The following is a 23,927-nucleotide window of genomic DNA, read 5'->3' as shown; positions in this document are numbered from 1 at the left end:
TGCGCACGACCGCTGACGGTACTTGGACCATTGGACTTGTGGGTACCCAGTCTGAACGCTTTCGAAAGGTTACGCTAAGCGCAGATGACCTAGAAGCACTGACTGTCTTGGATTCCAGTTTCTCCTACGACGGAGATGGCCATCTCCTGCGATTGGGCCTTCAGGCATATTCTCTCGGCATCGCTTGGGAATTCGACCCTTATTTCGGTCTATCGATTTCCCGTGTCGATCCGTTGCCCCATCAGCTTGAGGCCATCTACGATTATCTCCTGAAACTGGCCCGAGTCCGGTTTCTGCTCGCTGATGACGCGGGAGCAGGAAAAACGATCATGGCAGGGCTTCTCGTTCGAGAACTCCAATTGCGCGGACTTGCCGAGCGGATTCTCGTCGTCTGCCCGGCCAACCTTTCTTTTCAATGGCAGCGGGAGTTGAAGGAGAAGTTCGATGAGAAATTCCTCGTTCTAAAAGGCGGAGACATCCGCGACCAGTTCGGTGTCAATCAGTGGCTGGAACAGAATAAGGTGATTACTTCGCTCGACCTGGCCAAGCGAACGGAGATCCTGCCGGGATTGAGGCAGGTACATTGGGACCTCATCATCGTGGACGAAGCCCACCACATGTCGTGGTCCCCGCCGGCCCGCAAGACCGCGCGTTATGCTCTCGGTGAGCTCCTGCGGGACACTTCGGACCATTACCTGCTTATGACAGCGACTCCACATAAGGGTGATCCGGCCAACTTTTCCCTTTTTCTCCAGCTTCTCGATCCGGATGCCTATGCGGATGTTAGGTCCATTCGAGAGGCGATGGAGCGGCGTCAAGCCCCATTCTATCTGCGCCGCACCAAGGAGGCTATGGTCTACTTTCCGGAGCGTCGTCCAGACGGCACGTGGGCTGCGGAGAAGATCTTCACAAAGCGCATTCCGCACACCATCGATTTTCAGATCGATGGTCCGGAATTCGATCTCTATCGAGAGATCACCCGTTTCGTGAAACGGCAGAGCGCGAAGGCCGCTGCCCAGGGAGACGATCCCCGTGCGCGCGCCGTCGGCTTCCTGATGTCCCTTTACCAGAGACGCCTTGCATCCAGTACCTGCGCCATGCGGCGCAGTTTGGAAAACAGGGCTCGTAGACTGGAAGACGGCTTAAAGAAGGCGCAAGCTTTGGCACGGCTGGCTCCTCCCGACCTTCCCGATCCGGAAGAGATCGAGGAAATGGAGGAGAATGAGCGCGCAAGGCTCGAGGAAATGCTCGAGGCCATCAGTCTGGCGGAGAACGCCGATCAGGTACGCGAGGAAATCGTGGAGCTTCGCGGGCTTGAAGTACAGGCCAGAGCCGTGGAGGACACCGATACGGAGGCCAAACTATCGAGGCTCAAGGAGTTGCTTCATCAGGAAGGTTTTTTCGATCACCCGGACAAGCGGTTGCTGCTTTTTACCGAGTTCAAGGACACCCTCGATTACCTCGTCGAGAGACTGAAGACCTGGGGCTTCACGGTCGGTTACATCCACGGCGGAATGAAACCAGGATCCCGCGACGAACCCGGTACACGCCTGTACTCGGAGCAGCAGTTCCGGGAGGGCGCAATCCAGATTCTCGTTGCCACCGAGGCAGCCGGGGAAGGCATCAACCTGCAGGTTTGCCATGTTCTCTTCAATTACGACATCCCGTGGAATCCGAACCGCCTCGAACAACGCATGGGCCGCATCCACCGTTACGGCCAACGAAAAGACTGTCTCATTTTCACCTTCGTGGCCACGAACACCATCGAGGGCCGGGTTCTCCAACGATTACTGGAGAAGCTTCAGGAAATCCGGGACGCCCTGGACGACGACGCAGTCTTCAATGTCGTGGGAGAGATACTCCCCGCGGCCCATGTGGAGCGCATCCTCCGGGACTACTACGCGGGCAGGCTCGGCGATGCGGACCTCGAGGAACGCCTCCTCGAGAACGTGGATGAATCACGTTTCCGTGCCATTTGCCAGAACGCTCTTGAGGGCCTGGCTGCCAAGAAGCTCAACCTTGAGATGCTTATCGAGCGTCGCGCAAGAGCTCAGGAGCGTCGCGTCGTGCCCGAAACCATCGCCCGATTCATTCGCGAGGCGGCCGAATACGTTCCATTCAAGCTGAAGAAGATCGAGAATCTCCCCCATACCTTCGAGCCGGCCCGGACACCGCCGGCTCTTCAGCGGTACGAGCGCGACGCCGACTGGAAGCTCCCCGGTCTGGCATTGAAGTACTCACGATGCTCGACCGACCGCGACACGGCCGAAAGGAATAACCTTGAATGGGTTACCCCTGGTCATCCGCTCTTCGAAGCTCTTCGGAGGCACGCCCATGCCAGGGCTGCGGAAGCCCTCGGCAAGGGGGCCTGCTTTCATTCCCTTCAACACGAGACGCCGTCTCGCGTCGACTTCTATCGCGCCCGCGCGGTGGACGGCCTTGGCCACGTGGTTCACGAGCGTCTTTTCGCCATCGAGCTTTCTGATGGCAAGGAGCCTTGTCTGCGCGAACCGAACATGCTGGGGAACTTCTCACCGGCCCAGTTGTCTGAACCGCTGCCTGCGGTTGCTTTCGAGCCTGAGCCCTCCGCGTGGCTGCAGAAGAACGTTCTTCAAGCCTTCATCGAGGAGACACGCAAGGAGCGGCTGTCCGAGGTCCAACGCATCACCGAGCACGTGGAGCTCTCACTTACCGAATTGCTGCAGCGTGCGGATGAGGAAATCGGCAAAGCCAGCGAGGACAAGGAGAAGGGTGTGACGGGTGCCGAAGGGCGCATGGCTCAGGCCGAGAATCGCCATGCCGAGCTGCTCGCGCGCCGCGAACGACGAAGACAGGAGCTTGAGCGTCAGCGGTCCTTGTCCCTGCAGGCCGTCGAACGTATCGCCAGCGTTCTTGTGCTTCCTCATCCCGAGCGCGAGGCCCCCGACGTTCGCAACATGCGACCGAACCTGGAGACCGAGGCTACTGCCATGCGGGTGGTGATGGAGTACGAGAAGTCTCAAGGATTCCAGGTCTACGACGTCCACGAAAAAAACCTGGGCTATGACATCACCAGCTTGGACCTCAACTCCGGCGAGCTGCGCCTCATTGAGGTCAAAGGCCTCGCCGCGGCCACGGGGACAATCCTTCTCACGCCCAACGAAAGGCGCGTCGCGGAGGACCGTCGCGACTGCTACTGGCTGTATGTGGTCACCGGTTGCGCCACAGAGCCCATCCTCCAGGAGCCGATCAAGGATCCCGCCCGCTTCCCCTGGAGGGAAGTGACCAAGGTTGCTCATTACCGGCTCGAGATCAACGCCATGACAAAGCCTATGATGGTTCGGGAAGACAACGCGCCGTATGGAAAGACTCGGGAATAATAGGAGAGTTTGCGATGCGCATCTGCCAGGTCGAGTTTCGGAATTTCAGAGGCATTCGCGAGGGGTGCGTCGTTCTACCGAGGCATGGCGTTCTCTTGGGTGCGAACAACGCCGGCAAGACCACCGTGGTTGAAGCCCTCGCTTTTCTGTTCGGACGCGAGAGGATGGTCAGTCCCATAAGCGACTGGGACTTTTTCGAGGGCGCCCCAAGGCCGGATAGTCGCTTTTTCATCATCGCCACGCTCACCGATTTTGGCTCCAATGATCCAACGGCCGTACCGGATTGGTTCATCGGGCAAGAGGCGGCCCAACCCGTTTGGTGGCATGAGAAGAGTAAGACATTGTCAACGGAGCTTGACCCTCCGGAAGGAGCGGTACTTGCTGCTCAGGTCGCCATGGCCGGCCGTTTCGATGACGAAGCCTGTGAGTTTGAAACAATTCGATATTTCTATCACGGCGAATGTGACCCATTCACCGATGGGTGCTCGATGGTGCCGTGGCGATTGCTCCGACAAGTGGGTCTTTTCCTTTTGTCGAGCAATCGCGACTGGGACAAGCTCCTCTCCTTTCGGTCATCGTCACTCCTTAAGCTCATTCGGGAGTACGATGCACTTCCGGGCAGAGCTGTCGATGTTCTGAAGAAGCAGTTGCGGACCGATGTTGCCAAAATCGAGGAATCCTCGCCCCTTTCAGACATTTTGGAAGCGGCTACGAGGGAGCTGCAATCATTTCTCCTCATCGGCCAATCCAGCAAGATGGTCTATCGGCCAACGACACTGGATGCCCATGCCGTGCTTCAAAGCCTGGTGGCACATGTTGCAGGGCAGGGCGATGTTCTGATTCCCGTAGCCAAGCACGGTGCCGGAATGGTCTCGCTTCAGGCATTTCTCCTGTTGCTCGCTTTTGCCGAGCACAGACGGGAAAGTGGACAGAATTTCATCCTGGCGGCAGAGGAGCCTGAGCTCCACCTGCACCCATCCTTGCATCAGCGTCTCGTTCACCGCATTCGTTCCGCCAGCGTGCAATCGATCGTCACAACGCAGTCGCCAAATGTGGCAGCCGGCTACCAGCCGCAGGAAGTTATCTTCGTCACCAATGCCAACGGGAAGATGACGGCGGATAGACTACGAACCGAGCCAGTGAGCAATATCCGCAGAAACAGCGTCCGGAATCTTTACCTCGTGAATCGCGCGGCCTTTTACGAGGCAATTATGGGATGCGTGGTCCTCGTGCCCGAGGGGCAGTACGACTACGAGTGGCTTTCCTTGTGGCAGCGGCTTGCCCAGTCATACCGGGACTCCATGAAGAGTTTCGACCTTCGGCCGACCTCGATGCTGCCGACCAGTGATGCCGCGGTAGCTGAAACTTTCAGGGAAATCGCACGGTTTCGGCAAGACGCCGTTCCCGTCATTGATGGCGACAGCCCAGGTGACTCGTATCTCGCCGATCTCGTAGCCGGCTCTCCCGCTCCCGGGAAGATCATTCGTTATGGAGATCGGGCAGCCGTTGAATGTCTGTCGGCGTGGATCCTTGAGCCTGCTTTGTCTTCTCCGAGAGAGGGTATGAAGTCCCTGCTCGGGGGCTCCAGGGCGACCTTGCGAAACCTCCAGAATGCCATCCTCGCCAGGAAGAAGGATCGTGAAATGCGGGAAACCATCGTCTGGGAGTGCCTGGCGACGGATGGATGTTGCGAGCGTGCCTGCGAGCTCCTGCATGATCTTGCCGCCATCGCCTCCAATGGCGCTCCTTCCAACGCCGGGTGGCATAGCCACAGCGAGCCGAATGGCACCGTGGTCCATGTTGCCTCACATGTGCGGAGGGTCTGACCGTGGAAGATATCCTGGCTGTCGTTGGTCAAGCCGGAACGGGAAAGACGAGATGGCTCATGAAACAGGTTGGCGATCTGGCTCCCCGCATCCTCACGGCCGATCACCAGCGAGTGCTTGCCATCACTCGGATGCACGGTTCCAGACGCCGACTTCAGACGAACCTGTCGGAACATTGCCCGTCAATTCCCTGCTCAATAACCACCATCGACGGATTTGCTCTGTCCATCCTGAACCGGTGGCGCCGATCATTCGGCTACACAAGGCCGATTCAACCCGCAGGTGATGCGGTATTCCAGGAGACGGTCTTTGGCACCGACGCCTCATTCGAGGAAATCCTGATCAAGAGCACCGAGCTGTTGCGCAGCAGGACCGTCAAGGCGGTTATCCGGGAGTCATATCCGATTGTGATGATCGACGAGCTCCAAGACTGCCATGGCCGACTCCTGGAGTTTGTCAAGGCGCTGTCGAGCTGCTCGACCCTGATTGTGGCCGCCGATGAATTCCAGCTTCTTGATAGCAATGTCCCTGGATGCCCCGCCGTTGAGTGGCTGCGGGGCATGGAGGAAGGCTCTGGCTGCCGATGCAAGGAGCTGACGAGATGCCGTAGGACAGCTGTCCAAAAGATACTTGCAGCTGCTGAATGCCTCCGCAGTAACATTGCCGCGGAAGGAGAAACGATCCCGGTGATTTGCTGCCCAGACTATGGCCCGGCGGCGTACAAGATCATCGATGTGCTGGTCTTCAACGCGCGCAGCTGGCACGGTTCCACGGCCATCATCACGCCGAGTCACGATGGCTTTATCAACGAAGTTCTTGCTTCCCTTGACTGCCAGCTGGAGAAAAGGAACCTCAAGAGAATCTCCTGGTTCCACGAAGTGGGGGCTCGTGAAGAGCGGAAGCGTCTTCATCACTGCCTCGGCGTGGGGTGCGAAGCCCCCGGTTCAACGGGATGGACTGCACCCATTGAAGAGCTGACTCCGGCGGCAAGCCAGATTGTCGCTCGGACCCAGAGATTCGCTAGGCTTCGGGGCCTCCAGGATATCTCCCACTGCATGGTTGCACGACACATCGATTCAGTGGTACATGAACGACGTGCCTACTGTGGACATAGCCAGAAACGCGTCGTAACCACCGTTCATGGGGCGAAGAACCGTGAGTTCGATAACGTGATCATCATTTGGCCGTATAGAGTCACATCCGACTCCGAACAGAAGCGCCGGCTCCTCTATAACGCGATAACTCGCAGCAAACGAAACTGCATGCTCTTGGTGAGGGGTGATTCGAAGAGAGTCCAAAAGGATCCAGTACTGTCACTTCTGGGACCGGCAAAGCCGGCGTTTCTTCCTCGCCCCAAAAAGAAGGCTGCCAGTGGAGGAAAGCGCAAATGAAGAACCACGGAGGACAGCTCGAGGTGACACGTCCGATCATATGAATTCGGGAGGACATCAGATGAGTGCGCGCAGCAGGTTACTGGAATCCATCGCCGAGACCATCGCCGACTATCGTGAAGGTGAGGTCCCAAAGCCGACTCCGGAGCACGTAGAGAAATGGGTTGAGCAGTTTGACCGAGAAGTACAGAAGCCTATTCTGGCGGAGCTCGACCATGTTTTGAACAAGACATATTTCTCAAAAGAGAAAGTAAAGGACTTTCTTACAACCGTGGTTCGCGGTGAGAAACTGGCTGGGGATGATCCGTGCTCATTTTGGGAGAATGTTGAATTCCTAAGAATACAGGGAGGCGGAAATAGCCAGCGAGAAATGCTGGCTATGTTCGATGCCATTCTTGAGGAAGAGTTCGGAATCACAACGGACGATTGCGGTGAGAAGCCGGTTGTGTTCCTGTATCTCGACGACGCGATCTTCACGGGTAATCGAGTTAGGACAGATCTGGTATCTTGGATAGAATCCGATGCGCCGGATGACGCCGAGCTGAAGATCGTAACAATAGCTCTTCACCGGGGCGGACAGTACTACGCACGCACCAAGATTGAGGAGTCTATTGCGGCTGTGCGAAAGAACATCAAAGTGGAATGGTGGCGCCGCTTTGAGATCGAGGACAGGAAATACAACATCTATACCTCGGACGTTCTGCGTCCTACCTGCATTCCCGAGGATGCTGATGTGCAGGCCTATGTTTCGAGTATGAAATACCAACCGGTCTTGCGCAAACCAGGGAATATCGGCGAAAAGCGAATCTTCTCGAGCGAGGAAGGTCGCCATCTGCTGGAACAGGAGTTCCTAAAGGCGGGTGTGAAGATTCGTTCCATGTGCCCAAACCTCAACGTCTATCAGCGCCCCCTTGGGAACATGGTGTTGGAGACACTGGGTTTTGGATCACTGCTGGTGACCTTCCGAAATTGCCCGAACAACTGCCCTTTGGCGTTCTGGGTAGATTACCCCTGGTATCCCCTCTTCCCAAGGAGTACCAACAGCGATGCGTTTATTAAGCGGTTGTTCGGATCGTTCGTTCAAGGAAAGGGTAAGAAGGCAAAAGGTTGATGGCGGACCGCAGCCAATTTAGGATCTATCTAGCTTCGGAGAGCGTGGTCTTCAAGAAGACCAACGAGCACTTTGGCGGCCTGTCCAACATGGCCCCCGGCTTTCCTCTGGTTGTGAATGGTATTCACATCCGCACCGCCGAAGCGCTCTACCAGGCATGCCGGTATCCTCACATGCAGGATGTACAGCGCCTAATAATCGACGAACGCAGCCCGATGACAGCCAAGATGCGCACCAGGACCTATCGTAAGAGTTCACGGCCGGATTGGGATCAGGTGCGTGTCACCATCATGCGGTGGTGCCTCCGGCTGAAGCTTGGTCAGAACTGGGAGAAATTCTCGGAGCTGCTCCTGGAGACCGGAGACCGCCCCATAGTCGAGAGGTCCAGGAAGGACGACTTCTGGGGGGCGAAACCAGCTGAGAATGGCACGTTGGTCGGTCAAAACGTACTTGGTCGATTGCTCATGGAATTGCGGGAGGAACTCCGCGCGTCGGGCAAGAGCAGCATAAGAATTTCCGCGCCTGCAAGGATATCCAACTTCCTTCTGCTCGGGGAGCCCATCCGAGATCCGGCAAGCGGCGTGCAAAGCGCGACGGCCGAAGCAGAACGTTCTGTAACACCAATCGAGTCCGTATCCGAGAATGCACCCGAAAAGGACCTCTGGAGAGGCAATATGATCCCCAAGGAATGTAAGCGCCTGGCCGAAGTCGACTTCCCCATCGCAGTGGTTTCAAAACACTCTGTTCAGGAGAAGTCCGCCCGTCACGGCCATCCGTCGACGCTCCATCTTTGGTGGGCGCGGAGGCCGCTGGCCGCCTGCCGCGCCATGCTCATGGCGCTACTTTTACCCGATCCCTGCGACCTGTGCTGCCCGGTGGAATTCAGAGCCAAGGCGAGGGAAGTTCTACTTAGCCTGCCAGGCTGGAATACCCCACGAATAAACCAACAGATGAAATCTGACGAAGGAGTACGCAAAATGCTCCTCACCTTTATCGGGGACCTTGCCAATTGGGACAACTCAGCGAACAACAGCTACATTTCTGCAGCCCGTGCCCTCATAAAGGCAGTCCACCCGGATGAAGCACCGCTTGTGGTGGACCCGTTTGCAGGGGGAGGTTCGATCCCGCTGGAGGCATCGCGACTCGGCTGCGAGGCCTTCGCGAGCGACCTGAACCCCGTCGCATGTCTAATCCTCAAAGTACTACTGGAGGACATACAGCGCTATGGGCCCGAACTCCCTGGGAAACTGCGACGAGCCGCAGAAGAGATCAATCGTCATGCACAGGAGGAACTAGCTGAATTCTACCCCAAAGATCCGGATGGCGCGATTCCCATTGCTTACCTCTGGGCACGTACTGTGCGCTGCGAGTCTCCAAATTGCGGCGCGGAGATCCCGCTCGTGCGCTCATTCTGGCTCTCGAAGAAAGCGGACAGGAAACGAGCGCTCCGGCACCGGATTGTGTGTCGCGAAGGAAGCCCGCTGTGCATTGAGTTCGAGATCTTCGAGCCGAAGCACGATCGAGACGTTCCACCTGGGACTGTGAGTCAGGCTAAAGCAACCTGCCAAGTGTGCTCCAGCGTACTCCCTCCCGACCGAGTGCGTGCGCAGCTATCAGTTCAACACGGGGGAGCAGATGTTGCTATCGACGATCAAGGCGAGCGCACTGGAGGGGCAATGCTACTCGCGGTCGTCACTCTCCGAGAAGGAGAGCGAGGCCGTTACTACCGGCTTGCTTCTCAGCAAGACTACGCAGTCATGTGGAAGGCGATACGGCGCATTGCTGCAGTGGCTGCGAAGACTACAGCGAATGGTCTTAGCTCGGTACCGGATGAACCAACGCCGCGCGACGGTACTGGAAGCGTAGGAGGTGGTTTCCGCACACGAAAATACGGTGTGCACTCATTCGGGGATTTTTTTAATTCGCGCCAGAAGTTGGCACTTGTTACTTTGGCTAACGAGATACGCAGCAGGGAAATGCCCGAACCTTGCCGCCACTTAATGGCCTGCGCACTGGGTATATTCGTGCGGTCCTGTAATGGGAATGCTCGCCTGCGTCCGGATTCCTCGGTCGCTCCAGCATTCGGAATGCAAACGCTGCCGATAACATGGACATTCCCGGAGACAGTTCCTTGGGGGGGACGTTCTGAACACTTCGATGGTGCAGTGGAAGGTATTCTCGATGTACTCGCGACTGGTCATACTTACGTGGGGTCGTCTGGTCAGGTACAGATCGCAGATGCGGCCGATTCACCACTGCCTGATGACACCGCATCCATTTGGTTTACTGACCCACCATACTACGATTCCGTTCCCTACGCGGATCTTTCTGATTTTTTCTATGTTTGGATGAAGCGTGCTCTGCCCACTGAAGCGATTCTAAGGGATCCTTTCGATGTAGCAAATCGGCTTACGCCGAAATCCAGGGAGGCCGTTCGTGACATGCAAGAACATCTTGACGGGCGCGCGAAGAAGCCGACTGAGTGGTATGAACAGAAGATGTACCATTCATTTAAAGAGGGGCGCCGCGTGCTTGGTGACGATGGCGTGGGGTGTGTCGTCTTTGCCCACAAGACCACAGCAGGATGGGAAGCGCTCTTGTCCGGGATGGTTCGAGCTGGTTGGACCATTACTGGCTCTTGGCCCATAGCGACAGAGAGTCGGACTCGGATCAGGGCGCGTGAATCGGCGGCTTTAGCCACCAGTGTTCATCTCATCTGCCGCCCGCGCCCCGACGATGCTCAGACAGGCGACTGGAGAGAGGTTCTGCGCGAACTTCCCAAACGGGTTGGCAACTGGATGGAGCGGCTACAGGGTGAGGGAATTCGTGGAGCAGATCTTGTCTTCGCCTGTATTGGCCCAGCGCTTGAGATTTTCAGCCGCTACTCTAGGGTCGAGACCGCTGAGGGGTGGGAAGTAAAACTGTCAGAATACCTCGAAAAAGTCTGGGAAGTCGTAGGCCGGACAGCTTTAGAACAAATTCTGGGCACGGCAGAAGCCACCACGCGAAACGGCATGACCGGCGTCCTGGAAGAGGATGCTCGTTTGACGGCCCTCTTCCTCTGGACGTTCCAAGCTACAAATGGACAGAACGGTTCCAGTCCCAACGGTCAACGACAAGCGGATTCGCAAGTCGAACCAGGCGACGAGGAAGAGGAAGAGATCTCACCAAAGGGTAAAGCCAAGGGTTATAGCTTGGTCTTCGACGTGGTGAGACGATTCGCACAGCCTTTAGGTATAGATCTGCCCAAGTGGGAAGGTCGTATTATCGAAACGAAAAAAGGCGTCGTGCGCCTCATGGCCGTATCCGAGCGTGCGAAGCAACTCTTTGGTGAGGACGGTCCTGCGGTCAAACCTGATTGGATACACGAACAGCCAAGCGGCCCCATTCAATTGAGGCTCTTTCCTGCACGTTCTGACAGCATGCCTCCCAAGATTCGGTCCCGGGGACGAGGACGCGGGGTAGTGGCGGAGACAGGCGGCAGGCAGTCCGAGGTGGATCCCGGGAGCACCACGCTGGACCGGGTGCATGCGGCGATGCTGCTTCAAGCTGGCGGACAAGCGAACGCACTGCGGGCGCTCATAAAAGCCGAGCAGGATGTCGGCTCCGATTTTCTTCGCTTGGCCAATGCACTTTCCGCACTTTATCCGTCAGGCACCGAGGAGAAGCGGTTGCTGGATGCCATGCTTCTGGCGGTACCGCGATAGGTCGACGAAGTGGAAACAGTGAAGTCTAACCCTTCCGTTTGGCAACTGGCCGGTGGACCATCGACAAGGCCCTATGCCCACGTCTTCCTGAAATATGGAGTTGGGCTCATCGGGCCGGGGGATGCCGGACCATGGAAGCCTAGCCGTGAGGATGACGAGTTCGAGGGCGGCTTCGTTCGTCGTTTTGCAGACGAAATGGAAGTGGGCGATGTGGTCCTGCTCCGAACCGGCATCGCCGGCATCGTTGCCCTGGGAGTAGTGGCGAGCGAGTATTTGTATCTGAACCAGTTTGATGATGTGAATGGCTGGGACCTTCAGCACGCAAGACGTATCCGCTGGTGCCCACTGCCGCAGGAATACACCTTCAACAGCCAGGTCTTTGGAGCGAATCCAACGCGGTGCGCGAGGACCTGGAAGGCCGAGGTAATAGACTTCGCCAGGCGTTTCTTGAGCTCTCCACCGACCTATTGGCAAGAGGCGCCGCTTCCTGAGCTTCCTCCCGAAGAGCCGAGCTTGGAGGATCCCCCGGGGGCTTTGGAGTCCATTGTGGCGCAGGCACGGGACTTGTTTGGGATGTATTGGGACAGGCAGGGATTCGGGGATCACCCCACTGAAGACGAGCTCATCACGCACTTCGTGGTGCCCTTCCTGCGGGCGCTTGGGTGGCCGCCCGAGCGAATCGCCGTGAAGTGGCGATACATCGATGTCGCGGTCTTCGCGGCGCTCCCACGCACACCGGAGAATTGCGCGTTCGTCGTTGAGGCAAAAAGATTAGGCGCAGGCGTGGAGAGTGCGCTCGATCAGGCCAAAGGATACGTGGAATCCCTGGGTGTGCCGCGCGATGTGGTTGTCACCGACGGGATTCGCTATCGCATGTATTCCTGCAATAATGAGTTTGCGCCGCTCGCTTACGCGAACTTGATGCGGTTGAAACTGTCCTCGCTCGACTTGTTCAACCGATTGAAGAAACCGTAGAGGAGAACCGGCTGATGGAACCCTGGTACAAGGTAGCGACACCGCGAAAAGAAGTCCGTGAGGGCCGATCGTTCAACCCGGACGAGTTCGCCATCCACCTGGAGCAGGTTATCTCCGGGGCGGCCCCTGAAGATTATCGGGAGCCGGACAAGTTCTTCAGTCGAACCTGCTTCACCCGGGCTCTACGGGAACATGCCGGGATGGTGCTTCGCCGGCTCTCAGGAGAAACCGTCAACACCGCCCCAGTGATGACCCTCATCACTCAGTTCGGAGGTGGAAAAACCCACACGCTCACCGCGCTCTATCACTTGGCCATCAATGGAGCAAAAGCAGCTGAGTACAGCGGCGTAGCCGGCCTAATTTCAGAAGCCGGTATCGATAAGGTGCCGGAGGCACGTGTCGCCGCGTTCGTGGGGAACGCATGGGACCCCCAGGATGGGCGGGAGACACCATGGATCGATGTGGCCTGGAGGATCGCCGGCGAGCAGGGTGTAAAGGAGCTCGGACCGGCGGCCAAGACCACCCCACCGGGGACCGAAGCCCTCGCTCGCGTGTTTGCGGCTGCGGGCCGTCCCGTGTTGCTGCTTTTCGACGAGGTGCTCAATTTCATGAACCGGCATCGCAAGATGGCCGACCACTTTCATGCTTTCATCCAAAACCTCACCGTGGCCATCACCGGCACGACGCACGGTGTTGCGGTCATCAGCCTTCCGCGCAGCCAGGTGGAGATGACCGAGTGGGACATGCAGTGGCAGGACAAGATCACCAAGGTCGTTCGGCGGGTAGCCAAGGACCTCATCGCCAACGACGAAGCCGAAATCAGCGAGGTGGTTCGCCGGCGCCTATTCAAGGATCTCGGCAGTGACCGTATTCGCAAGAATGTTGCCAAGACCTACGCTGACTGGAGCTTCGAGCGGCGGGCACAACTGCCGCGGGAATGGACGGCCGTGGACAGCACCGTGACCGAGGCCAAGGCGAAAGAGTACCTGCGGGGCCGGTTCGAGGTCTGCTACCCGTTTCATCCAGCGACCCTCTCCGTGTTCCAACGAAAGTGGCAGGCCCTCTCTCAGTATCAGCAGACGCGCGGGACGCTCGCCATGCTCGCCCAGTGGATTTCCTGGGCATACCGCACGGGATTCACGCAGGCTCGGCGCGAGCCCCTGATCACGCTCGGTTCCGCTCCCCTGGAGGTGCCGGAGTTCCGGAGCGTGGTGCTCGGACAACTTGGCGAATCTCGTCTCGTCGCCGCCATCGACTCCGACATCTCTGGAGCACAGTCCCACGCCAGGGCGCTAGACGCCGACACCAAAGGGGCCTTGCGGAACATCCATCGTCGCGTGGGAACGGCGATCCTTTTTGAATCCTCGGGCGGCCAGGTCGATAAGGTGGCACACCTGCCGGAACTGCGATTCGCCCTGGGAGAGCCGGAAGTGGACACGACTTCGGTGGATACCGCCGCATTCACGCTGGAGGACAAGTCCTATTTTCTCCGTCGAATCGGCTCGGATGGCTTCAAGATCAGCCATCAGCCGACTTTAAAGAAAGTGGTGAGCGACCGGCGTGCCTCCCTGGACGAAGATACCGAAATCAAGCCTTCCATGAGGTCGCTGATCCAGAAGGAGTTCAGCCGGGGCGCGAGTATCCCAATTGTGCCCTTCCCCGCAGACGGGACAGCCGTGCAAGACACACCGAAGCTGACGCTCGTTGTGGTGGAACCGGAGCTCGAATGGACGGGAACGGGCCAATTGCGTCAGCAAATCGCGGAATGGACCCGGCAGAGAGGGAGCTCCCCACGACTGTACCCTGGCTCGCTCGTGTGGTGCATAAAGAAGCCCGGGCGCGAATTCCGCGACAAGGTCGAGACGTGGCTCGCCTGGAGGCGCGTGGCCAAGGAGATTGCCGAAGGAACGCTCGGCGGAGATTTCGACCGCAGCGACCGTACGGAGCTTCAGTCCAAAGCATCCGATGCGGAAGAAGCCGCAAGGGACGAAGTCTGGGGAGGCTACCGGTTTGTGGTCATCGCGGATCAGAAAGAGTCCGATGGACTCAAAACCATTGACCTTGGAGCCGGCCACTCGAGTGGAAGCGAAACGCTCTGCGGCCGTGTGATCACCGCCCTCAAGTCCCAGGCCCTGCTCAACGAATCCGTTGGCGCCGGATACATCGAGCGGAACTGGCCCCCAGCACTGAAAGAATCCGGGGCCTGGCCGCTTTCGAGTCTCCGCCAGAGCTTCCTGAATGGATCCCTAACCCGCCTAATAGACCCAGACACCGTACTCAGAAACAAGATCGTAGAATTCGTCTCGAGAGGCGACTTCGGATTGGCCTCCGGCCAGAAACCCGACGGCGGGTATGAGCGCGTGATCTTAACCGAGTTCACCGACCCGGCCGACGTCACCTTCGAATCCGGCGTCTTCCTTCTCTTAAATGCCAAGGCGATCCAGCTCAAGACCCCTTCGGAGCCGCCCCCCGGTGGCGGCCCAGAGCCAGTCCCCGGCCCGGAGTCCACACCACCTCCAGAACCGGGCCCCGAGCCGCAGCCGGAACCCCCACCAGCCGCAGCCACAAGAACGTTACGCATTCGCGGAGACATCCCCCCCGAAATCTGGAACCGACTGGGAACCAAGATCCTGCCCAAACTGCGGAGCGGCTCGGATCTCAAGATCGGCATCGAATTCTCGGTGACTATCGACGGGAGACTCGAAAATAATTTCAAAACTGACCTCAACCAGATACTTGAGGATCTTGGTCTAAGGGAGCGTGTACGAATCGAATTATAGAGGTCAAATACAGAAGTACGGCATTTTGCGCGATGCAAATCCTAATTAAAGCATGTAGCTTACCAGCTTTTCTAAGAGCCTAGCAATTTGGTCCTTTTTGGAGCACAATGCAATAAGTTTTATATTGGCCTGACCAAAAATAGTCAGCCGAACAACTTCATAATATTCCGACCCAAAAAGGTTTCATAAGGTTCGAGCCACGGTTGAGGAATTCCAGGGAAATTCAAGAAAAGCTGGAAAATGCCGGACTCGATGTCATGGATTACGATACTCGTTGGGGACGATATCGTATCCGCTTGCAGCCCGGGGAAATAGAGAAAAGTAAAGAAATTCTGACGGAAGTAATAAAAGAAGCCTTCGAGGCATCTAGCAACGCTTAAGGGCATAGCCCTGGAGCGCGGTTTCCTCTTCGCCTGGCATGGACTATTTACCATCAAAAAGAGGGTGCAGCGACATGGCGCAATAGCGCGTATGGTAAGCCAATGACAAGTAACTCGAAGAGCTGGAACCCAGCTTATATCGTCAAAGAAAGCGCAAGAGCCAAACGGGTCCTGCTGCGCCTTATGCCGGACTGCGGCCTGGTGCTGACGGTGCCCAAGGGCTTTGACAGGAGCAGAATCAGCCAAATACTTGCGGATAACCGCAAATGGATCGAGCGGCATTTGGGAGAAAAGGCATTGGACGAATCGCTCGGCAGCCCCGAGAATCTGCTTCCGAGAGAGATATATTTTCAAGCCAATGGGGAGTGTTGGCGCGTGCGCTACTCTGAATGGCAAGACGGCCGTCTGAGGTTAACCTCGGATTTGGACAGTCGCGAAATTGAGATCACCGGCGACACTTCAGGTCACGCAAATTGCAGCTATTTGTTGAAGCAATGGCTGCGGGACCAGGGCCAAAGAATACTGCTTCCGTGGCTGGAAAGGCTCAGCGCTGAGAGCGGGTTACAGGCAGCCAAGGTCCAGATAAGGACACAGAAAAGCCGGTGGGGAAGCTACTCGACCAGGGGCACGCTCAGTTTGAACGCCGCGCTGCTCTTCTTAACCGCACCCGAGGTCCGGTATGTGATGATTCACGAGCTTTGTCACACAGTGCACCACGGCCATTCCATGGAGTTCTGGAAGCTGGTCGGACGACTGGAGCCTAACTATCGGCGACTGAATCTGGAAACGGGAAAAGCTGATGGGAGAGTCCCGGGTTGGGTTAGATTGTAGTGGACCTTGGGAGGGCCGTCAGGGAATCAAAGAGGCGGCTTAGAATGTCCGTCGACGGCCGGAAGAGGGGCAACACAGAATACAACGATTAGAGCTTAGGAATATTACGGCGAGGCATGAAATTATCTTTAATCTGTGTTATTAGTGTGATATGGATTTGATCTCGAGAATAGGTGTTCAAGCACGACCTGAGGTTGAAATGTTACTCCCAAATAGTTTTCCCCAACACGCGTTTTGGCCTTTCCAAACCAGTAACCCGGCAAGCTCCTTGTGCCCCGCTGCTGCTCATATACCGGTGCGGTTGCCACATCCTGTGGATCTTCACATCATTCGCCATGGGGAGACAGTTGCAAACGTTGAGAAATTGGTCACTGGAGCGCGAGACGTTCCGCTGACGGAACGGGGTAGAATCCAGGCTAAGCAGGCGGGAATTAAGCTATCTCCTCATTATGACTTTGCGTTCAGCTCGAAGTTGAAAAGGTCAAAGGAGACGCTTCGGTTGGCACTGGAAGCGGGCCGAGTGCGGGTTACCAAATGTGAAGAGGACCCGCGACTGAACGAGAGAGGTTTGGGTGAATTGGAGCTTCGGCCTTCCCGATCCCTGCCCGAATATGCAGCCGGCAACTTGGCATATTCCCCCCCGGGAGGAGAGAGCTATCTTGCTGTTACCGAAAAGGTGCTGAGCTTCTTGACCGACCTTTTTGAGTTGGTCCAAAGAACCGGAGCAAGGCGGATACTCATTTCATCCCATATGGGTCCTATGAGGATAATGGAAGGTATTTTAAAGGAAGAGACAAACCCTGTCACCGTGCTGAATCGATCTTTCCGAAACGGTGATGTCATCAAGTACGACTGGAGTCGTTTCGCATGGCCGAAGTTTCAAATGGGCAAGGAGTAAGCGGATTTCCTAAAAGCTATGCCTACCAACGGCAATGGGGAATGGAATTCGTTGACATATCCAGGTACTCTGCAATCGAAGAAAATTGGAAGACCTCACAGGACTCCATATCGAAAATTCGGGACACCCTCTCTGGGGCAGAAATGCACAACGCAGTCCGTACAGTCGCAGCAGCGGGATCGCTGGGACGTATGGAGGCCTCACAGCTATCCGATGCAGACCTGATCATTGTTCTCAAGGACGGAGCAGATCTAAACTCAGATACGGCTTGGAAGGCGTTCAACAGCGTTTGGACAGCCTTAACCCCGCTTGGCTTGACAGAACCCAAGAAAACAGGGGTATTCTCAACACCCTGCTCAGAGGGGCAACTATGCGGCCCAGAAGTGGGGAGCGCCATCGAAGAGCTGCGAATTTTTGGCAAAAGGCTTCTGCTATTACTTGAATCCCAGCCGCTACTGCATGAAGAAGAATACAAAACCTTGATCGATGGCATCGTTCGCCGCTACGCACGCCGGTATGTCGAGGTTGATCCCCGTAAGGAATGGGCTTTTCTACTGAACGATCTCCTCAGGTATTTCAGAGCACTGTGCGTCAATTACCAGTGGGACTTTGAAAACGACAAGCAAAAGTGGCCGATACGAAACATCAAACTTCGCCACAGCCGCTTGATCATGTACAGCGGTTTATTGTTTTTGCTTGGTGAGGCGAGTAAAGAACGAACTGACAAAGTACAATGGCTAAAAGACAGGCTGTATCTCACACCACTGGAAAGAATTGCACACGTCTATCATGAAAACCTTGATTGGAGCTTTCCTCGAGTTTCAGGGTTATACAATGTCTTTCTGTCAAGGTTGAATGACGAGGGAGTTAGAGAGCTATTGCACATCGCTTCGGAGGAAGATCCTGAAAAACACTATGGCGAGAGATATCTCAAAGCACAGTATGCCGATTTGAAAGCGAATTCGGATGCGCTTATCGCCGAATTACTCCGATTCGTTCTCAGACGCCGAGGAATTTGGTCCGAACGTTTCTTCGAGTACCTGATATTCTAAAATTATTGGCGCAGTGAAAAGATATGCCATTTTTGGCCTCATTGATCACTCTACTGCTGAGCTAATCCGAACCTATCAACAGGTTCTCTCGGTTTGCACCGGAGACAGCTTGGCTCTCCGGTTTCCCATCCACGTTACGCTCCGGGGTCCATTTTGGGCCAATTCCAATGGAATTCACAGTCTGTTGTACCAGACAAAGAAAAGCACGGCCGCTTTCCACCAACTGGACGTTTTACTCGTAGGTCCAGTTCCGGTATCTCCCTCACTGTGCTGGCTTGAACTGACGGCCTCCGGATCGGCATTGCAATACATGTCCGGCCTCCACACTATGTTAGAAGGGTTGGTAGCTCCGTTGATGCTCCGAGATGACGTGCCTGACGAGCATAAGGGAGCTAATTTTCGACCGCATGTTACCTTGGGTTGGGGAGTGTCACCTGCCGCTTTGTGTGACAATCTGTTTAACGCCGGGCCTTTAAAGTTGCACGGCATAATTGAATCCATAGCAATCGTAGGCTATCCCGAAAAGTGGCCGGAGGAAGGCTCAGTTGAAGTGCTGGGTAGATCAAATCTTGCCCGCGAGGGTGAAGCCACTCTCGATATTCTCCACTGATCAGGAGCAGGAAACGGAACCGGGCTCCTTTGCCCAAGGGCCTACTCCTGCAACAATTTTGCGATCGAAGAGATTTTCCTGAAGCTTTTCGGTGCGCTTCTGCATGGCGCGCTTCAGCTTGGATCGGTTAATCCGGGCATGGCTCAGCTTGAGCTCAAAAAACTCACTGGTATCGTTTGCGGCTTCAACGTCTTGGCGCATCCATATCCACGCACGGCGGTCAGCCGAGCGAAGGAATAGGACCCAGCTTGCGTAGGCTTCAGCTGGATCAGAAGCCTTAAGGTAGGCATGCCACCAGTAGCGGGCACAAGCTTCAATCCACCGAAACCGTGCTGATTTTTGTTCAAGCGCAGCGTAACCAGTCCTGATCTCACCCTCGGGCCAAGCGCCTTCAACCGGCAATGTATTATTTGCTTTGAATCCGGCAAGCACCGTGCCTCTTTTCCTCTTCCACACTAAATTCGAAGCTTGATCTGCTTCGACCATCTCTCTGAGCCAGTCGGACTTTCCGTTGTGGGAGGCTGCAATCGCGATGTCCAACAAGGACCGATCTGTATGGCAAAGATCCAGCTCGATCAGTTCTTTTCGAAGTTCGGCTATCGCTTCCGATTCCGGAACACGAAAAACCATGTGCAAGAGGTCGTCCACATCCGCCGCACCGATATATCTGGTTGACATGAATGTAAGGAGGGCACGCCACAACTGAACGCCTCGGCCAGGATCGTGAGCGAGGAGGGCCTCGCACAGCGCAAGAAATGCTGATTCTGCCAAGGCGACTCGACGTCTAAAATCAGCCGTGAGTTCATGCGAGCCCTCAAGCCAGTGGTCGACCATATCTGATGCATGCTGCAGTACCGGGCTAAAATCCTCTGAATTGACTTCGGTTAGGTAGAGGCTGGCACCTGACCTTCGGGCTTCGCGTATGCGAGAAACAGCGGTTTCGGCGGCTCGGCGGTGTGTTTTGAATTGTACCTCGGGATCCATGGCCGCCTTAAGCGCCGCCATAGGATCGGAGCCTTCCTGGGTGGATTGCGGTAAAACCGAGAACGTGAAGGGTGAAGCTTTGGCCTCAGTGCGGTCGACCAACAAGGCTGATCCTGGTTCGGGTGCATCAATCTTATCAGCCGCGAGCACATGACCAAAGACCTTAGCCGCGAGTCGCACTTCTGAGGGATCGGCTCCACGTCTGCGGGCAGCTTCCAGTACCCGCCACGGGGCCAAACGCGGCACTACCTGATCGAAGGGAAGAGCTCTTGTGGCCTCCATAAGTGCCTGTGTACCATAGTGATTTACCCACAAAGGTGCATCTGGGCTCCAGGACCAACCCTCTGTTGCAAGCGTCCGTCCGAAGCGGAGCACATCACTGGCTGTCAGTGCGCGGAACGCAAAGCTACGTAGCTCACGGTTTTCCTCCTTTGCAAAGCCTTCGATCCACAACCAGGCGTTATTGCTGAAATCGATCGGATGAATCGACAGCAGGATGAGAAGATCTTGCTGCTGCTTGGGCGAGCCACCGGCATAACGAGCGATTAGCGCGTCGGCATCATCCTTCGTGGGAGTATCTAAGATCTCTTTCACGTCTGTGAGGAAAGATCTGAGATCTGCTCGAATCAGTGCATCGATTTGGGCCCGCGCATCCAGATCCTGAAGCTCCAACATGAGGAGTTTGCTGGCTGCATAGAATTCTCGACTGGCATCCGATTCGGTACCGCTTGACCGCAACACTCGCGCTGCTTCGGCTTCCGCTTCCCCTGCCAGCAAGAAATGATCGGTTACCTGGATCGCGCTCCAATAGCGAGATTCCGCCGGAGACGTCGCAATGCTTTGCATTTTGCCGCGGATTAGATCGGCTAGCTGATCTGGCGCGCATCGGGCGATTACCGGTTCCAGTTGTTCGAAGACGTGATCCTCAATAGTATGTGAGCCGTGCCGGCTCAGCTTCTCGACATCAACTCCGGCTGCTGCCTCCCGAACCTCCTTAACAAGGGCAGCTGGCGGTTCAAAGGTTGGATCGAACCACAGCTCGCTGGACCGCTGCACGCGCACATGCAATGGCATTTCCGTGTCTTCAAGCGCTGCCTTTGCATGCCGTCGCTCCAGCGGGAAAAAACTGCGACAGGGCCTTGGCAGGTAATCCTTTTCATAGGTCAGCGGATGGTCAATCCCGGGATCAATCGACGTTGCGGCATCCTCGTCTTGCTCCTGTCCGCTCAGCCACAGCAAAAGTGCGGCTACACGTGCCGGAAGGTCCGGATGCACGCCTGATTCCGGCTTTCGGAGGCGGACCACTTCTGACAGGTGGCGTAAGGCCGCCGCTGTCTCGTCTGGATCGGTTTCGTTAAGCAGGCAGAGCCATCTTATTCCATCCCAGATCTCACTGCGACCTCTAACAGCTAATGCAACCGCCGTGACTTCAAAAACCGACTGTGCCTGAGCCAATGGGAAACCTTCAAGGATCGAAGGTATCGTGGATTGAGGCCCGCGATCATTGCAATCTACGAGTTTGAGATCAACCCCAACGACCGTGATCCGCCTCGAAGCATCCATCCCGATTCGACTTCTGAGCCGGTCGGAGCGACTCGCTTCGAATTCAGCATTGGTCTCGCCACGCGGATTGACATCACGAGAGACGATGCTGAGCCAATGGCGTGCCCGTTTGATGATTATATCAAGAGCTGCTGTGTCCTTTCGCGGTATGGAACGCAACGCATTGATGGCCCATAATCTGGCGGATGCTTGAGTCTGACCACGCGAGTGTTCGACCGCATCAAGTAGAGCACCGGTAAGATTTGCAGCTAGACTGGCGAGTTCCAGCCGATGGCAGTCGGTTATGTTCTGGGTTTGCAGCCACGCTGTAACGAGAACCCCAGGCAATGCAGATACTGTGGGACTTCCCCGTTCTACCAGTATCGAAACTGCCGCCCGCAAGATTTCCGAACGTTGATCGAAACCCGCGATGGGATCCAGCCACTGCATAAGCTCGGCATCGAGTGCCGCAAATGTTGATTCTGCCATTATATCCAAATGGGCCAAAAGTGCTGCACCAAGCGCATGTGCGACAAGTGTGGGCGTGAGTTGCAGATTACCTGACGGACCAGGTACGGTAAACCGGCTGTCAATGATGTCACTGAGCCTAGCATAAACCTCGCGTTCTGAGAGGTCCGGACGGTTTGCCATCTCACCCAGAGATTTGATGGTAAATTCCTGTATACCGGCGAGATGTCTCTGGGCAACCTCCTGTAGCCAAGCTCGCCAGTCGGCTTCGCTGAATGATCTTTGAGCTCGCTCTCCGAGGGTGTCACGCCCGTATTCCCAGATTAGCCTATGCACAGTCACCTGGCCTGCCTCTACAAGCCGATCGCGGAACTTTATCACCAGTTTGAAGAGACGAGGCGTGCGCGCGAGCTCAATTAGGTCTGGATGCAGATCGGTCCGATCAAGCCCTTCGAATCGCAGCATTTGGTCGAGCTCGCCCCCTGGCGCGGCGTCGTATATGTTCACGACTATTGGTACAGCCGGCATTATGAGACTTCGTAGCTTTGACAACTTATCATCAAAGTGATGATTGCGGGTGCTGACGATTACTCGCACCCGTCCTGAGAAAATTTCGCCCTGCAAGACCTTTAAGAGCGAAAGCCAAGGAATAGAGGGCTCCTGATTCAGACCATCGAAGAAAACAGTTAGAACAGGCCCCTCCTCAATCGGTCGCTTGAGCAAGTTATCCAGCCGACGCAGCCAGTGCTCGGAATCCCGCACACCAGTCAACTCGAAGAGTTGGTCCGCAAGAAAACGCTTTACGCTGATTTCCGAGGCACCCGAGAGGGCGGCTACAGCAGAAGAGGGCACTACGAGAGCAACCGGCAGTGCTTCTTTGTTGTCTACTAGCCAGTCTAGGGCAGCCCAAGTTTTGCCGACGCCGTCCCATCCAATGATACTTGCTGGTGCATCCGTTTGGGCCGTCCCACTCCACCACTCACTGAGTGCTTCATATACCGCTGTTCGTCTTACCCTGCTAGATTGAGCCCCTCCGGCGGCGTCTTGTCCGAATTTTGCATTTGATTCTCGGGGAGAGTGCCAAATTTTATCGAGCACTTCGTGCGACCGCCTTAGCAACATCTCAAAGCCAAGGTGCCAGGATTGCAGGTCTCGACGCAACATGGATAAGGCATTGTCAGCAAATGGTCGCAGCAAACGAGCAAGTGCGGCGGCCTTTTCCGAGTACTGCTCACCAACTAAGTCAGGGTCGTACGCGCATAATGTTGCTAGAGAGCCGAGTTCATTATCTTTCCAATCAACAATTACGACGGGCACCCCGATCCTTTCACCCTTTTGGCGCAGATCCTGTGCGAGTTGCTCGGGGACGCTGCGTGTGGCAATGAGAAACCAGGCCTCGATCGCCTCATCTCGCGCCAGCGCATGGTCGATCTCACCAAGGAGTTCCCGGTCACTTAAGCTAGTCGCGTCGCTGTATTTCTTGCACTCCACCCGGAATCGCCGGCCTTGTTGACCAGCTGGACCGGCATCTCCCCCGTGCTGAAATCCGGACTTAGCTACCGCGATCGGCACGTCAAGAAGCCGTCCGAGCAAGGCAGCCGCCAAGTTTTCTAATCTGGACGGCCTATCCTCCAGCTGCAATTCTCGTTTCAGGTTTTTCAGGTTTTCCAGCTCTGTTGCGCTAAGATGCATTTAAAAATACCGATTGTTCGTGAGTGTCGTGGTCATTTTGGTGCACTCCTTATCCACAACCTTCTTGGGATTAGGACTTCCATTACTACATTCATCGCAAGAGCACCAATAAGTAGCTGATTGAAATTGTCAGGACAATTCAGCGGTTTTATATCAGAAATGTCGGTGCCAGTGAACTGAGCTAATTTCCAGGTCGACACCATGGAGCTAATCCACACTTCAGGACATTCCCCTGGTCCCATGGTTCATTTTACGGAAGTCTTACTTTTTGAAAGGAAGAGATACCCTCGAAGGCACTAACCACAAATGCAGATCAGCCGG

General features: G+C 55.9%; 11 protein-coding genes. 10 read left to right on the top strand and 1 reads right to left on the bottom strand.

Going from position 1 to position 23,927, the window contains the following annotated elements:
- Positions 1-107 precede the first annotated feature (107 nt).
- From K1V27_RS00370 to K1V27_RS00325, 10 genes are all read left to right on the top strand, one after another.
- Positions 108-3,359, top strand: a complete 3,252-nt coding sequence (locus K1V27_RS00370; RefSeq protein WP_258927540.1) for a helicase-related protein — start codon at positions 108-110, stop codon at positions 3,357-3,359.
- Positions 3,360-3,373: 14 nt separating this feature from the next.
- Positions 3,374-5,185 carry an ATP-dependent nuclease gene (locus K1V27_RS00365; RefSeq protein ID WP_258927539.1) on the top strand — a complete coding sequence of 604 codons (1,812 nt, stop codon included), beginning with the start codon at positions 3,374-3,376 and terminating at the stop codon, positions 5,183-5,185.
- Between the two features lie 2 nt (positions 5,186-5,187).
- Entirely contained in the window at positions 5,188-6,576 is a 1,389-nt protein-coding gene (locus tag K1V27_RS00360) for an ATP-binding domain-containing protein (protein ID WP_258927538.1), read from the top strand.
- Between the two features lie 61 nt (positions 6,577-6,637).
- Positions 6,638-7,687 (top strand): phosphoribosyltransferase-like anti-phage protein, encoded by a 1,050-nt coding sequence (locus K1V27_RS00355; RefSeq protein WP_258927537.1) that lies wholly within the window; start codon positions 6,638-6,640, stop codon positions 7,685-7,687.
- Positions 7,687-11,394: an NADAR family anti-phage protein gene (locus K1V27_RS00350; protein ID WP_258927536.1), complete on the top strand. Its 3,708-nt coding sequence runs from the start codon at positions 7,687-7,689 to the stop codon at positions 11,392-11,394. Before K1V27_RS00355 ends, K1V27_RS00350 begins: the two co-directional genes overlap by 1 nt.
- An 18-nt stretch (positions 11,395-11,412) precedes the next feature.
- On the top strand, positions 11,413-12,369 hold the full coding sequence (locus K1V27_RS00345; protein ID WP_258927535.1) for a DUF8426 domain-containing protein: 957 nt from the start codon (positions 11,413-11,415) through the stop codon (positions 12,367-12,369).
- Positions 12,370-12,383: 14 nt separating this feature from the next.
- Complete coding sequence (locus tag K1V27_RS00340) at positions 12,384-15,149, top strand: DUF499 family protein (protein ID WP_258927534.1); 2,766 nt, start codon at positions 12,384-12,386, stop codon at positions 15,147-15,149.
- Between the two features lie 482 nt (positions 15,150-15,631).
- The gene (locus K1V27_RS00335) at positions 15,632-16,360 is read left to right on the top strand and encodes a M48 family metallopeptidase (protein WP_258927533.1); all 729 of its coding nucleotides are present in this window, start codon (positions 15,632-15,634) and stop codon (positions 16,358-16,360) included.
- A 151-nt stretch (positions 16,361-16,511) separates the two neighbouring features.
- On the top strand, positions 16,512-17,258 hold the full coding sequence (locus tag K1V27_RS00330; protein WP_309573987.1) for a histidine phosphatase family protein: 747 nt from the start codon (positions 16,512-16,514) through the stop codon (positions 17,256-17,258).
- A complete protein-coding gene (locus K1V27_RS00325; RefSeq protein WP_258927531.1) occupies positions 17,228-18,310 on the top strand; it encodes a hypothetical protein in 1,083 nt (360 codons plus the stop codon). The genes K1V27_RS00330 and K1V27_RS00325 overlap by 31 nt, the downstream gene beginning before the upstream one ends.
- A 610-nt stretch (positions 18,311-18,920) precedes the next feature.
- Here the strand turns inward: K1V27_RS00325 and K1V27_RS00320 are convergent.
- Positions 18,921-23,606 (bottom strand): hypothetical protein, encoded by a 4,686-nt coding sequence (locus tag K1V27_RS00320; RefSeq protein ID WP_258927530.1) that lies wholly within the window; start codon positions 23,604-23,606, stop codon positions 18,921-18,923.
- Positions 23,607-23,927 lie beyond the last annotated feature (321 nt).

The organism is Desulfoferrobacter suflitae (assembly GCF_022603395.1).
GTDB lineage: Bacteria > Desulfobacterota > Syntrophobacteria > Syntrophobacterales > Syntrophobacteraceae > Desulfoferrobacter > Desulfoferrobacter suflitae.
The sequence above is the reverse complement of the archived record's forward strand: the minus strand, read 5'-3'. Positions and strand labels throughout refer to the sequence as shown.

Coding starts and splice junctions, on each gene's coding strand:
- K1V27_RS00365 (WP_258927539.1), top strand. CDS start 3,374: ATGCGCATCTGCCAGGTCGAGTTTCGGAATTTCAGAGGCATTCGCGAG.
- K1V27_RS00355 (WP_258927537.1), top strand. CDS start 6,638: ATGAGTGCGCGCAGCAGGTTACTGGAATCCATCGCCGAGACCATCGCC.
- K1V27_RS00350 (WP_258927536.1), top strand. CDS start 7,687: ATGGCGGACCGCAGCCAATTTAGGATCTATCTAGCTTCGGAGAGCGTG.
- K1V27_RS00340 (WP_258927534.1), top strand. CDS start 12,384: ATGGAACCCTGGTACAAGGTAGCGACACCGCGAAAAGAAGTCCGTGAG.
- K1V27_RS00335 (WP_258927533.1), top strand. CDS start 15,632: ATGACAAGTAACTCGAAGAGCTGGAACCCAGCTTATATCGTCAAAGAA.
- K1V27_RS00330 (WP_309573987.1), top strand. CDS start 16,512: ATGGATTTGATCTCGAGAATAGGTGTTCAAGCACGACCTGAGGTTGAA.
- K1V27_RS00325 (WP_258927531.1), top strand. CDS start 17,228: ATGGCCGAAGTTTCAAATGGGCAAGGAGTAAGCGGATTTCCTAAAAGC.
- K1V27_RS00320 (WP_258927530.1), bottom strand. CDS start 23,606: ATGCATCTTAGCGCAACAGAGCTGGAAAACCTGAAAAACCTGAAACGA.